10 protein-coding genes and 2 pseudogenes are annotated in these 12,670 nt (G+C 71.4%); 9 read left to right on the plus strand and 3 right to left on the minus strand.

The genetic code is table 11. The features are described from left to right. Positions 1-150 precede the first annotated feature (150 nt). The 3 genes and pseudogenes from ACFYOV_RS18470 to ACFYOV_RS18480 form a co-directional block, all read right to left on the minus strand. Positions 151-4,008 carry a hypothetical protein gene (locus tag ACFYOV_RS18470; RefSeq protein ID WP_389088984.1) on the minus strand — a complete coding sequence of 1,286 codons (3,858 nt, stop codon included), beginning with the start codon at positions 4,006-4,008 and terminating at the stop codon, positions 151-153. Beyond that, a complete protein-coding gene (locus tag ACFYOV_RS18475) occupies positions 4,005-4,439 on the minus strand; it encodes a hypothetical protein (protein ID WP_389088985.1) in 435 nt (144 codons plus the stop codon). Before ACFYOV_RS18475 ends, ACFYOV_RS18470 begins: the two co-directional genes overlap by 4 nt. Before the next feature lie 344 nt (positions 4,440-4,783). Continuing rightward, positions 4,784-5,038 (minus strand): annotated as a pseudogene (locus tag ACFYOV_RS18480) (NAD(P)H-dependent oxidoreductase); the annotation flags it as partial. 386 nt (positions 5,039-5,424) lie between these two features. On the opposite strand from ACFYOV_RS18480, the gene ACFYOV_RS18485 reads away from it, so the two are divergent. The 9 genes and pseudogenes from ACFYOV_RS18485 (at position 5,425) to ACFYOV_RS18525 (ending at position 12,644) form a co-directional block, all read left to right on the plus strand. After that, positions 5,425-5,991 carry a winged helix-turn-helix domain-containing protein gene (locus ACFYOV_RS18485; RefSeq protein WP_389088986.1) on the plus strand — a complete coding sequence of 189 codons (567 nt, stop codon included), beginning with the start codon at positions 5,425-5,427 and terminating at the stop codon, positions 5,989-5,991. Between the two features lie 13 nt (positions 5,992-6,004). After that, positions 6,005-7,234, plus strand: coding sequence for an acyl-CoA dehydrogenase family protein (locus tag ACFYOV_RS18490; RefSeq protein ID WP_389088988.1), 1,230 nt, complete (start codon positions 6,005-6,007; stop codon positions 7,232-7,234). A 152-nt stretch (positions 7,235-7,386) separates the two neighbouring features. Continuing rightward, a pseudogene (locus tag ACFYOV_RS18495) lies at positions 7,387-7,647 on the plus strand (hypothetical protein); the annotation flags it as partial. Between the two features lie 38 nt (positions 7,648-7,685). Then, positions 7,686-7,883, plus strand: a complete 198-nt coding sequence (locus ACFYOV_RS18500; RefSeq protein ID WP_389088989.1) for a TauD/TfdA dioxygenase family protein — start codon at positions 7,686-7,688, stop codon at positions 7,881-7,883. 103 nt (positions 7,884-7,986) lie between these two features. Then, on the plus strand, positions 7,987-8,445 hold the full coding sequence (locus tag ACFYOV_RS18505; RefSeq protein WP_389088990.1) for an RrF2 family transcriptional regulator: 459 nt from the start codon (positions 7,987-7,989) through the stop codon (positions 8,443-8,445). A gap of 454 nt (positions 8,446-8,899) precedes the next feature. Beyond that, complete coding sequence (locus ACFYOV_RS18510) at positions 8,900-10,006, plus strand: ABC transporter substrate-binding protein (protein ID WP_389088991.1); 1,107 nt, start codon at positions 8,900-8,902, stop codon at positions 10,004-10,006. Between the two features lie 69 nt (positions 10,007-10,075). Then, positions 10,076-10,873 carry an ABC transporter ATP-binding protein gene (locus tag ACFYOV_RS18515; protein ID WP_389088993.1) on the plus strand — a complete coding sequence of 266 codons (798 nt, stop codon included), beginning with the start codon at positions 10,076-10,078 and terminating at the stop codon, positions 10,871-10,873. Further along, the gene (locus ACFYOV_RS18520; RefSeq protein ID WP_389088994.1) at positions 10,860-11,795 is read left to right on the plus strand and encodes an ABC transporter permease; all 936 of its coding nucleotides are present in this window, start codon (positions 10,860-10,862) and stop codon (positions 11,793-11,795) included. Before ACFYOV_RS18515 ends, ACFYOV_RS18520 begins: the two co-directional genes overlap by 14 nt. A gap of 372 nt (positions 11,796-12,167) precedes the next feature. Then, positions 12,168-12,644 carry a hypothetical protein gene (locus tag ACFYOV_RS18525; protein ID WP_389088996.1) on the plus strand — a complete coding sequence of 159 codons (477 nt, stop codon included), beginning with the start codon at positions 12,168-12,170 and terminating at the stop codon, positions 12,642-12,644. Positions 12,645-12,670 lie beyond the last annotated feature (26 nt).

Genomic DNA, 12,670 nt, shown 5'->3' on the forward strand with positions numbered 1-12,670 from the left:
ATCTGGTTGGGCGGTTGGTGCCGGACGAGAGTCTTGGGTGCTGTTCCGGCAGGTGATGGGCCGACGGAGGAGAAACATCCTCGGGGTGGTGGCCGGCGACGGGCCGGGGAGGTCGGGGAGGCGGCCGTGAACGCCGTGGTGCCCCGTGGCTCAGGACCATGGGGACGGCAGGGCGGCCATCAGGCAGGCCACGTCCAGCACGTCCCGTGCCTCGGCGTCCTCGCTCCACGTGGTCAGCAGGCCCGTGAGGGCCGTCCTGCTCAGCCCGGTCAGGGGACGCTGCAGCACGGCTCCGGGATGGTCGAAATCGTGCACCAGGGTGTGCCGACCGACGGTGCGCCTGCGGGGTCCGTCGGCGAGGCCCAGCTGTCCGCCGTAGGCGACGTACCGGCCGTCCGCCGAGGACATGACGAAGTCGAGGTGCTCCGCGACGGCGCGGAGTGGCACCGGGGGCGGAACGGGCCGCAGGGTGTGCGGGTCGTGGAAATGGAGCCGGTGCTCACGCTGGTCCAGGCCGCCGACGGCTCCCCAGGCCGGCAGGGCGAACAGGTCCCTGAGCGCGGGCCCTCGATGGGCGGCCGTCACGGACGGCCGGTGGCCACGCAGGTCCCAGACCAGCAGGCCGCCCCCGTCTCCGGAGGTCAGGAGCCGGTCGGGTCCGCAGAACACCATGTCGCGGATGTCACCGAAGTCTTCCGGGACGGCGGCCACGCCCAAGGCCCTTTCCAACCCATGGTCGACCGTGACCAACCGGTGCCTGTCGGACATGACCAGCCGGTCCCCGGCGGGGTTGACGGCCAGCAGGTCTCCGCGGGCGAGTCCCCACTGCGCGAGGTCCCACTGACGCAGGTCGTCCTCGCTGGTCGCGACGAGCGCGGCCGGCGCCAGCCGCAGACCGGCCACGAAACCGGAAGCGGTGGCGGCGAGGCTCGCTCCGCCCACCGCTGCGCCGGAGGCCAGTACCCGGGTGCGCGGTCCGTCCAGCCGGACGAGCTCGAACCCGGTGAGTGGCCCGTCCCGTCGGCGGGCCCCGATCGCCTGGTCGGCGCCGAGGCAGGCGATCGACGTCAGCGCCGCCGTGCCGCCGGCCAGTGTGGTCTGCCGACCGCTCTCCAGGTCGAGGACCCGAACCACCTCGCTCATGTCCGGCTCGATCGTGGCCACCGCGAGGGCCGCGCGGCCGTGCGCGAAGGCGGCGTAGTCCCCGTTGTGGAGGGTGAACTCCTCGGGCACCTGTAGCGTCGCGGCCTCGGCCAGCCGCTCGACCAGCCGGGCCGCCCGGCGGGGGTCGATGTCCCTGAGCCCCTCCAGCACTTCGAGATCGGCCTCCGCGGACGGACGCCACTGGTGCAGAGGGATGTGCACCGCCAGCTCGGCGGCGTCCACGAGCGGCACCGAGCGGATCAGCTGCCAGTAACCGGTCCAGTCCCCGGCGCTCGCCAGCTGCCGGCCCACCACGGCCGGTCGCTCCGGCGGGGGCAGTCGGCCGGGCACCCGTGTCGGGTCCCACCCGTACACGGAGACCGTGACGGCGGGCCGGTACGTCGCGTTCCGGAGTGAGACCTCAGGGGAGCGCCGGTCGGCTTCGGGGTCTGGCGGCAGGCCGGCCGCGCGCAGGGCGTCGTTCTGGCGGTGCAGCGCGCCCGTCAGGCGGCGTTCGTAGCGGTCGGGTGCCCGGGCGGCCAGGCGCCGGAAGACGGTGACGCACTCCGCTCCGGCCGTGACCGCCTGCGCCGCGCGGCCCGCGGAGACGAGGGCGTCGCGCAGCAGCCCGAGCGCGGTCGCCAGGCCCTCCTCCTGGGCGTGCGGATCGGCACCAGCCAGCAGGCGGTAGAGCTCGACGCTCTCCTCCGCGGCGGCAACGGCCTCGTGCGACCGACCCGCGGCGGCGAGTTCGCGCACCAGGTTGATCAGCGCGACGGCGAGGAAGGCCCGGTGGTGGCCCGGATCGCCGGCCGCCAGCTCCCGCCACAGGGCGACCGCTTCCGCGGTGGTCCGCGCGGCCTCTCCCGCGTCCCCGGTACCGGCGCCCCGCAGAGTCAGCGCCGACGCATTCGTCAGGGCGGTCGCCAGACCGGCTCTGGCCCGCGGGTCGGTGCGCATCCGGTCGCGGTAGCGAGCGATCGCCTCCTGACTCGCCCGGTGTGCCTCCTCCCAGCGGTGGGCGGATTCCAGCTGCAGGGCGTGGTTGGCGAGGGCGGTGGCCACGTCGAGGCCGTACTGCTCGGGGTCGGCGTCCGCGAGGCGGCGAAAGGCTGCCACCACCCGCTGCTGCGCCGCGAGCGCCTCGTCGGCCCGGCCCAGGTCGAAGAGGTGGTGGGCGTGGTTGTTCAGGGACCGGGCGACGTCCGCCTCGTAGGCGTCCGGGTCGGCGGCGGCCAGGTCGTCGAAGATGTCCACGGCCTGCCGTCCCGCCTCGGCGGCCTCCTCGTCGCGGCCCAGCGACTTGAGGTCGCTGCCGTGGTTGACGAGGATGCGGGCCCGCTCGGCGCGGTCCTCACCGGCCAGCGCGAGCCGGTGCTCCAGCAGCCGTACGCGGAGCAGGGCCCGGCCGGTGACCAGGTCGTCGGGCACAGGGTCGGGGATGTGGGCCGTGACCGTCAGCAGCAGTTCCGGGGCGGCATCGGGGAGCTGGGCCAGCGCCATGAGGAAGGCGTTGCCGGCGGCCACCGCGCGGGCGGGGTCGGCGCGGATCAGCGGGTACAGCACATCGCGCCCGACGTGCGGCCACCGGGCTGCAGCGGCGGCGAGCGTGGTCAGCGCCCGGCCGGGCCGCCGGACCCGGCGCACCGCCTCGGTGGCCATGCCGGAGGCCCATGGCTGCGCGGGGTAGTCGGCGGTGTGGCCCGGCAGGGTGAGGGCGAGGAAGTCCTCGGCCAGGCGGTCCGGGTAGAGCGGTTCGAGTACGGACTTCCCCGCCACGGCGTGGGGTGGCGGGTAGCACACCGCATGGTCGGCGAGCACATCGGCGGTGGGATGCCCGAACTCCAGGGCGTCCACGAGCATGGTCCCCTCGGCGACCGGCTGGGTCCCGATCAGCGACGCGGTGTACACGGCGCGGTTCATCACCGTCGGCGGCGTGCCGATGCGCCCGTGTCTCCTGCCGGTGTGCATGCGGGCCCAGTTGAGCTGCTCACGGTCGAGGAGGTAGACGGTGAGCCCTTCGAGGCTGATGGTGCCCGGGTCTTGGGCTGGGGCACAGCCACAGGCGTCCGCGTCCACCGCCACCAGCGCCGCCATGTGCACGGCCAGGGTGAGGGCGAACGCCTCGTCCGTCAGGTCGACGCGCGTTGAGGGCGGATCGATGCCGTACCGGTCGGCGAAGGCGTTGCGGGCGGCCCGGAACATCGTGGTGCGGGCGTCGGGCCCGTCGGCGTCCAGTGGAGGCAGGGCCTGGGACGATGCCGAGACCTGGTCGTTGGCCAACGAGGCCCGCAGGGCGGGCCAGATGTCCGCGGTCCGTCCCAGCAGCAGTACGCGTACGGGGATGTCGGTCCGGTGCAGCAGGGCGTTGCTGAACAGCCAGGTGAGCGAGGCGAGGGGCCAGCGGTCGGCGTAGTCGACCAGGAGGAGCAGGCCTGCGGAGCCTGCCGTACGGAGGTCCTGGCTGCCGGGGGGCGGCAGGACACCGCCGGGGCCCTCGGTCGCGATGACCACCTTCCAGCCGGCCGCGGCCCGGTCGCGTGCCAGCTCCTCGGCCAGGCGGGTCTTCCCCTGTCCTCCGGGTGCGTGGAGCCAGCGGGCGGCGCGGGCCGGCCGTGACGCGCACCAGTCCCGCAACGCGGCAAGCTCCCGTTCCCTGCCGGTGAAGCCGACCACCGCGAGGCGCGCGTTGAGCATGCGGCTCGGCTGTTCGGACAGCCAGGCCGCGTCGGGTTCGGCGGGCGGACGCCAGTTCTCCATCACGTAGAGCGGGGTGCCGTCGCCGAAGACGTGGAGGTCGGCGCCGACCACGCCGTAGGCGAAGCCTGCTGTGGCCGTGACGTACTGCTCGGTGCGGTCCGTCACTCGGGGTCGCCCGCCTCCCGGTGGACGATGACGTTTCCGCCCTGGGCGGCGAACACCTGGGACCGGTCACGGGCGTTGACATGCTGCACCCAGTGCTGCTCGGTCCGTGGCAGCGCGGCGAGTGTCCGCTCGGTCAGCTCCCGCAAGCCGTCGGCGGCCTCGGGGTCGGCGCGCAGGAACTCCTCCAGGCGCAGCCGCCAGCCCGGCACGATGCCTCGCCGGGCGGATTCGGTGTCCTCGGCCTGCGCCACGAGCGCGGCGTCCGCGTCCAGCTGAACCACCAGCTCCGGCCGGGGCTCCGCCCGCTCCGTCTCACGCCGGAAGAGCCGCGCCGCGCTCTCCCGCGTCACCTGCCAGGCGTCGGTCGCCATGGCCCCCACCAACGCCGTCGAACCGGCGGCCGCGACCGCCGCCAAGGACTCAGCCAGCATGAAACCACCCCGTCCGGTCGAGTGTGCCTGTGACCATGCTGCCATCAAACGCCCCGCATAACACAGGAGTTGGAGGTCACAGGCGACGGGTGCCGGGTGCGCCGGTGCAGCGGGTACGGGTCTGCCGTGCGTCGCGGCCGGCGGTCGCCCGGGGTGCCTCTGAGGCCGTGTCCTGCCTGGTGAGGGCATGGCCGGCCTCGGTATGGAGCGGGGAGGTGGAGGGGGGAAGATCGGCATTTCTGCAGGCCGCGTGCCGCCTCCCCGGGTAACGTCACGGTGCGCAGCCCGGACGCGGACGGCCGTTCCGGTTCCCGACGCGTCAGCCGGCGGCGCGCGTGCCGCTCGGTCTTCCCCGCCAGTGCGTACTGCGGGAGCAGGTCCAGCAAAGACTTCAGCAGCCCGGAGTAGGCGGCCTTGCAGACGGGGGTACCGACCACGATCCCGTCCGCGCGCTCGAACAGGGTGGTGGCCTCGACGATCGCCGGATGGCTGAAGTCTGCGTGCAGCAGGGCGGCGGGCAGGAGCCGCTGCAAGCACGCGACGCGTGGAGGTGTCAACCGCACGCTGGCGCCGCGTGGTTGGAGCCATCGGGGTCGCACTCGGGCGTTCGGCGGGAAGAGAGCGGGGGCTGCTTCATCGCCCTCGGCGTCCTGACCGACAGCCGGGCCGCCGCCTTCACGTCTCCGGTGGACGGCCCGCCGCTCACAGCGTGAGACATTCCCTATTTTCCCTACGGGATTACTAGGGAAGCCTTGACTGCGCTGACCCAGGGTGCGCAGGATGACGAACATGTCCCGCAAGCAGCAACGACTCGTTCGTCGTCGGCATGTCGACTTTGGTCACGTCGTCAGTGCCGCCTGCCGTCGCGCGTAGAGCACGCGGCTCACAGCTTCGCTCCGTGCCGCTCGACTCCACCTTCCCAGGCGTTCGGTCGCGTTCATCCACCGCGCCTGATGGCCCCACACACCTCTGAGGGACATCCGCCATGACCACAGCACGTCCGGCACAGGCCGCTCCACACCACCCGCTCCTCCCCGACGCGCCCCACCTTCGCCTGGTGGGCGCTACCGCTCATGGAGACACCCACGGACCCACGTCCGCGGCGCTCGTCGGCTACCTCGTGCTCGTCCCCGAGGGCACCGATCCCACCCAGCTCTTCGCCAAGGACGGACCACGGCCCGAGGTCCGACCGGTCACCACCACGGGTTCGGCTGACCGGCGGACCGCGGACGACGGCGTCCGCGTCGATCCGGCGCGGCGCGTCGCCGAGGTGGACGGACACGAACTGGACCTCACCTACCTGGAGTTCGAGCTGCTGGCGCACCTCGTTCAGCACCCCGACCACGTGCAGACGCGAGGTCGGCTGGTGGCCGCCGTCTGGGGCTACGACCACATTGGCGACGGCCGCACCGTGGATGTCCACATCGCTCGCCTGCGCCGCAAGCTGGGCGCGTCTCACCGGCACCGCATCGTCACCGTTCGGCGCGTGGGTTACACGTACGTGCCCGGCCAGCAGGAGAGCTCCAACGCCGCGCTCGGCGGACGACTTTGAGGAGATTGCTTCCATGGGCCCTGCCCCCGCGCCGTTCCGACTCACCTCGCCGCCCGACCGAGCCGGTCCCGGCCCTGCGCACTGGCTGCGCGTGGCCCGCGAGGCGGCGGACGACCTGGCCACGGACGTGGTGGCCAGGGAGCAGGCGGGCAAGGCCCCGGTCGAAGAGGTGTCCCGGCTGCGCGAGGCGGGACTGCTGACGCTCCTGACGCCGGCCGAGTCCCAGGCAGGCGGCGCGGACTGGCCCACGGCCTACGCCGTCGTCCGGGAGATCGCCGCGGCCGACGGCGCGATCGGTCAGATGCTCGGCTGTCACTACTTCCTGTCGAACAGCGCCCGGTTCTTCGCCGGGCCCGCACTCGCCGCGCAGACAGAAGAGCGGTCCGCAGCCGAACGGTGGTGCTGGGGCGGCGGATTCGCGCGTCAGGAGCCGCCTCTGATGCTGGCCAGGACCTCCAGGGGACTGGTGCTCAACGGCCGGCAGAGCTACACCACCGGGGTCCTGGTCGCCGACCGTCTCGCCGTGCGCGCCGTGCGGGAGGACACGGGTGAACCGCTCGCCGTCGTGGTGGATCCCGCCCGTCGCGGTGTGGTGATCGACGGCGACACGGACACCTTCGGCCAGCGGCTCGCGGCCGGCGGCAGCGTGGAGTTCGACGACGTCCCGGTGGGCGCCGACGACGTGCTGGGGTCCCTGTCCGCGGACGAGGACCTGCTGTCGCCCCGGGCCGCCCTGGCATCTCCGGTCGGGCGGCTCTTCTCCGCCCAGCTCCTTCTCGGCATGGCCGAGGGAGTACTCTCCGAAGCCCGTGAGTACAGCAGGACGGGCCACGCACCCCGGCACCCCGCCTGGCCGGCCGGTACCCCGCACGACCCGCAGGTGCAGACCGCCTACGGAGAACTCACCGTCCTGACCCGCTCCGCGTCGGCACTCACCGATCAAGCTCTGGAAGCCGTGCGAGGCGGCGTCGAGCGCGGTGACGACCTCACCTACGACGAATGCGCCGACATCTCCGCCCTCGTGGCCATGGCGGAAACTGCCGCAACCAGGGCCGCGCAGGAGTCCACCACCCGAGCGCTCGACATCGTCGGGGCCCGCTCCACCTCCGCGATGCTGGGCTTCGACCGGTTCTGGCGCAATGCCCGCACCCACACCCTGTACGAGCCCGTCGCCCACCGGCTCCGCGATGTCGGGGAGTACTTCCTCAACGGCGCCCACCCCCCGTTCGTCCTGCCGGCCTGATCGCGAGGCGGGGACGTTCGGGACACCGAGTCCGGAGATCGATTCCGCGGTCCCACCCATGCCGGAGCCGACCGGCCTGCTGCCGGGGATCCCTCGCTCCCGGGGTGCCCGGCAGCCCTGTGGGCCGGTGCAGCGGGACCACGGCGGCGATACTGCCCGGACATGCGAATCGGAGGCCCGCCGGGACCTGGACCACGGGGTCGGCCGGGCTGACCGTCGGCCTGGTCATCGCGGTGGTGACCGCGCCGGTGGAGGTGTCGGGTGCGGTGTTCCTGCTGCCCGTGCAGCTGAGCGTCCTCGGGGTGCCCAGCCCGGCCATCACGCCCACCAATCTGCCGTTCAACGTGGTGGCCGGGCCCGGCGCCCTGCTGCGCCACCACCGCGAGGGCCTGCTGTACGGCCCGCTGACGCGCACCGCCTGGTGGCCGGCCGACCGCAGAACGTCGTGAGGGTGCTCTGGACGCCGGGTGACCTGGTCCTGTTCGACAACCGCATCACCCAGCACTACGCCCCCGACGACTACGGCGACCTGCCACGCCTGCTGCACCGGGTGACCGTGGCGGGCGACGTGCCGGCCGGTGTCGACGGCACCCCCAGCCACGTCGTCGAGGGCGACGACGCCGCCCACTACACCCCGGCCGCGGCCTGAGCACCGGACTCTCCACGCACGGCCGCCGGGCAGGGGCATCCGCTCCCGCCCGGCGGCCCGCCCGCAGCTGATACGGGCCGAAGCCTTACGGGATAATGGACGCATGCGGATCTCAGCAAGGGCGGACTACGCGGTACGTGCCGCACTGCAGCTCGCCGCGTCACACGACGGCGGGCCGATGAAGGCGGAGGCCATCGCCGACGCCCAGGACATCCCGCACAAGTTCCTCGAGAGCATCCTGAACGACATGCGCCGGGGCGGTCTCGTGCTCAGTCAGCGCGGCGGCAACGGCGGCTACCGGCTGGCGAAGCCCGCCGAGTCCATCAGCATCGCCGACGTCATCCGCGTCGTGGAGGGACCCCTGGTCTCGGTACGCGGGGTCCGCCCACCCGAGCTGTCCTACACCGGCCCCGCCGAGTCACTGCTCCCCCTGTGGATCGCACTGCGGTCCAACGTGCGCGAGATCCTCGAAGGTGTGTCCCTCGCCGACGTCGCCTCGGCGCAACTGCCCGCTCACGTCACCGCACTGGCCGACGCCCCCAAAGCCTGGGCCAATCCCTGACACGCCGCTGGGCCATCGACCGAACATTCCAGCGAATGGTCCCACAAAGCGAGATAGCCGCGTCCATCATATGAACACCCTCTTGGGATGGGCGCCACCTTCTGCCACGATCCCTATCAGCCAGGTAGGAAAGCTAGGGATCCGCGGGGGTGATGGGTCATGAGGACGCGCCGCCGCGCCGACCTGTCGCTTCCCCCGCTCACCTCGCGTCGCCACATCGACTTCGGCCGCACGTCCAGCGCCATCTGTCGGCCCGCCTGAGGCCGTAGACAGGACGCCCTTCGGCCGCCAACGACGGCCCGACCTGCGATTCCCGCATCACTCCACTCCCGGACCCGTGGCGGCGTTCCGTCACTGACGGCCGGCGAATGGAGAGCAGGCCCATGCCCATGGCATGTACGCCTCACGCCTTCCCGCATCTCCGATCAACCCCTTGCCCGAGAGGACACCTCTGTTGTCTGCCGAAAGACCGCTCACCGCCCTGCGCACCCTCGCCGTCGCAGCCACGCTCCCCCTCCTGCTCACCGCCTGCGGCTACGGTTCCGAGTCCACGGACGACGGCAAGAAGACCGAGGTCGCGGCGGGCGCCAGGACACTCTCCGTCGACGAGGTGAAGATCGGCTACTTCCCCAACCTCACGCACGCCACCGCTCTGGTGGGCGTCCAGGAGGGGCTGCTCCAGAAGGAGCTCGGTGGCACCACGATCAAGGCGTCCACCTTCAACGCCGGTCCCTCCGAGATCGAGGCGCTGAACGCCGGCTCCATCGACATCGGCTGGATCGGACCCTCCCCCGCCATCAACGGCTACACCAAGTCGGGCGGGAAGAACCTGCGCATCATCAGCGGCTCCGCCTCCGGCGGCGTGAAGCTCGTCGTCAACCCGAAGAAGGTCAAGTCCCTGGACGACGTCAAGGGGAAGAGGATCGCGACACCTCAGCTCGGCAACACCCAGGACGTCGCGTTCCTCAACTGGATCGCGGAGAAGGGCTGGAACGTCGACGCGCAGAGCGGCAAGGGCGACGTCTCCGTCGTCCGCACGGACAACAAGATCACCCCGGACGCCTACAAGTCCGGCTCCATCGACGGCGCCTGGGTACCTGAGCCGACGGCCTCCAAGCTGGTCGCCGAGGGCGGCAAGGTGCTGCTCGACGAGTCGGCCCTCTGGCCCGACAAGAAGTTCGTGATCACGAACATCATCGTGTCGCAGACATTCCTCGACGAACACCCGGACGTCGTCGAGGCCGTGCTGCGCGGCTCGGTGAGGACCAACGAGTGGATCAACGCCCATCCGGAGAAGGCGAAGGCCTCCGCCAACGCGGCGCTGAAGGAGGAGTTGGGCAAGGCCCTGCCTGCCGAGGTCATCGACCCGGCCTGGAAGTCCGTCACCTTCCTCGACGACCCGCTGGCCTCCACCCTCAACACCCAGGCGGCGCACGCGGTGAAGGTCGGCCTGCTGCAGAAGCCCGACCTGAAGGGCGTCTACGACCTCACGCTCCTCAACAAGGTCCTCAAGGCGGACGGCAAGGGCGAAGTCGACGACGCCGGCCTCGGCGCCGAGTAGCCGAGCAGCCGCCAAACCACCGATCGTCAATCACCGATCGACCCGATCAGTACCCAGGAGGTGCCGACCATGGCCGCCACGGTCACCAAGGCCGTTCAGGACGCCACGCCGGTGACGCACGCCGCACGTGTCGAGCGCGTCTCGAAGTCCTTCCCCGCGCCGGGCACGCCCGGCGGGCAGCACCTCGTCCTGGACGACATCACGCTCGATGTCGCACCGGGCGAGTTCGTCACCCTCCTGGGTGCCTCCGGCTGCGGCAAATCCACCCTGCTCAACCTGGTCGCGGGTCTGGACCGGCCGTCCGCCGGATCCATCGACACGGACGGCCGGCCCGCCCTGCTGTTCCAGGAACACGCTTTGTTCCCATGGCTGACCGCGGGCAAGAACATCGAACTCGCGCTGAGAATGCGCGGGGTCGCCAGACCGGAGCGCCGCGCCGAGGCGGAACGGCTGCTGGACCTCGTACGGCTGCAGGGCGCGCACGGCAAGCGGGTGCACGAACTGTCGGGCGGTATGCGCCAGCGCGTCGCACTGGCACGGGCGCTCGCCCAGGACAGCCGGCTGCTGCTGATGGACGAACCGTTCGCGGCGCTGGACGCCATCACCCGTGACGTGCTGCACGACGAGCTGACCCGCATCTGGCACGAGACGGGTCTGTCGGTGCTGTTCGTCACGCACAACGTGCGGGAGGCGGTGAAGCTGGCGCAGCGGGTGGTGCTGCTGTCCTCACGGCCGGGGCGGATCGCCCGCGAATGGACCGTCGGCATTCCGCAGCCGCGCCGCATCGAGGACGGCGCGGTCGCCGAGCTGTCCCTCGAGATCACCGAAGAACTGCGTAGGGAGATCCGCCGCCATGGCCAGCACTGACACCGGCGTCGACACCAAGAAGGACGGCTCATCGGCAGCCGGGAAATCCCAGGACGCGCCGGACGCGCAAGACCTGGCCGGGCTGGAGGCCGGGCTCGACGCGCTGGACTCGGTGCCGGCCGCCCGTACACCGCTGCGCGCGACTCTGACGCGCAAGGCCCTGCCGCCCGCCACCGCCGTCGCACTGGTGCTGGTGGTCTGGCAACTGCTGGTGTGGGCCGAGGTCGCCCCCGACTACAAGCTGCCCTCGCCGTCCGCGGTGTGGGACGAGGTGGCCGACGCCTGGCGGCAGGGCACGCTGCTCGACTACATCTGGACATCCGTCTCGCGCGGCCTGCTCGGTTTCGTGATGGCACTCGCCATCGGTACGCCGCTCGGCCTCCTGGTCGCCCGGGTCACCTTCGTCAGGGCGGCCCTCGGCCCCGTCCTGTCCGGTCTGCAGTCGCTGCCATCCGTCGCGTGGGTGCCGCCCGCCGTGCTCTGGCTGGGCCTGAACAACTCGATGATGTACGCCGTGATCCTGCTCGGCGCGGTCCCCTCCATCGCCAACGGCCTCGTCGCCGGCATCGACCAGATCCACCCGCTGTTCCTGCGCGCCGGACGCACCCTGGGCGCGACCGGCCTGCGAGCAGCCTGGCACATCGTGATGCCGGGCGCGCTCCCCGGCTACCTCGCCGGGCTGAAGCAGGGCTGGGCATTCTCCTGGCGATCACTGATGGCCGCCGAGATCATCGCCTCCTCACCCGACCTGGGCGTCGGACTCGGCCAGTTGCTGGAGAACGGGCGCAACAACGCCAGCATCTCCCAGGTGTTCCTGGCCATCCTCCTGATCCTGCTCGTCGGCATCGCCATCGACCTGCTGCTCTTCAGCCCGCTGGAGCGACGGATACTGCGGGGACGTGGCCTGCTGGTCACCGACTGACGACACATCACAGGCAGCACCGCTCCGGGCCGGCCGGTGCGGTGCTGCCGGCCGAGTCGAGCCGCAAGGCGGGGCTGTACCGAGGTGGGACAGGAGCGTTTGCGACGTTCGGCAGAAAGGGCGGCCCACAGGACTCTACGATGAACGGGACGACTTCGATGGCCGGCCAGGAACGAGGGGCCCTGAACCTCGATGCCGCAGAGAACGAGCTGGGGCTTTCCCGTGGCAACTGAACCATGAGGCGGCCGGCGAACGCGTCACCCAGCACCTACAGCACATCATGCCCACTTCCAGATGCCCCCTTCGTTCGGCCCCCCGTAGCCCTTCGAGGAGCGGTGTTTCTGCGTGCAGCCGGATGGTCAGGAGACCTGATTGAGCGTCTATGTGTCCTCGTTGAAGACCAGTGTCCAGCAGTCGATCCCCGCCGACGGCGCCTACCACGTCGTCCGCTTCCCGTTCGGCTCCGGTGAGTCGTACGACGCGCACAACATGCACCAAGCGGCGCAGCCGGACGGCTACACCGTCACGAACTGGGCCACGGACGACCGCTCCGGCCTGATCTGGCCATCCACCGCGGGCTGGGGCCAGTTGTACGCGATGATCCAGTGGGAGGACGGCTCCTACACCGAGCTGCGGGACCGCTTCGTCCGCGATCCGCTGAACCTGTCCACGGGCTACGACTCGACAGCCACCGACCACCGCCCGCCGTCACCCGGCATGCAGTGCTTCACCAAGAGCCACGGCCTGTTCACCACCGTCGGCATGCCGCTCGCTCTGCTCGTCTCCCACAACGACAGTGTCGCCCGCGACCTGGTGCTCGCAGAATTCAAGCTCGCCATCCACACGTGACCGAGGCACGGACGCAGCACCTCACC

Origin of the sequence: Streptomyces sp. NPDC005931 (assembly GCF_042871235.1) — a bacterium.
Classification (GTDB): Bacteria; Actinomycetota; Actinomycetes; order Streptomycetales; family Streptomycetaceae; genus Streptomyces.

Coding starts and splice junctions, on each gene's coding strand:
- ACFYOV_RS18475 (WP_389088985.1), bottom strand. CDS start 4,439: ATGCTGGCTGAGTCCTTGGCGGCGGTCGCGGCCGCCGGTTCGACGGCG.
- ACFYOV_RS18485 (WP_389088986.1), top strand. CDS start 5,425: ATGACCACAGCACGTCCGGCACAGGCCGCTCCACACCACCCGCTCCTC.
- ACFYOV_RS18490 (WP_389088988.1), top strand. CDS start 6,005: ATGGGCCCTGCCCCCGCGCCGTTCCGACTCACCTCGCCGCCCGACCGA.
- ACFYOV_RS18505 (WP_389088990.1), top strand. CDS start 7,987: ATGCGGATCTCAGCAAGGGCGGACTACGCGGTACGTGCCGCACTGCAG.
- ACFYOV_RS18515 (WP_389088993.1), top strand. CDS start 10,076: ATGGCCGCCACGGTCACCAAGGCCGTTCAGGACGCCACGCCGGTGACG.
- ACFYOV_RS18520 (WP_389088994.1), top strand. CDS start 10,860: ATGGCCAGCACTGACACCGGCGTCGACACCAAGAAGGACGGCTCATCG.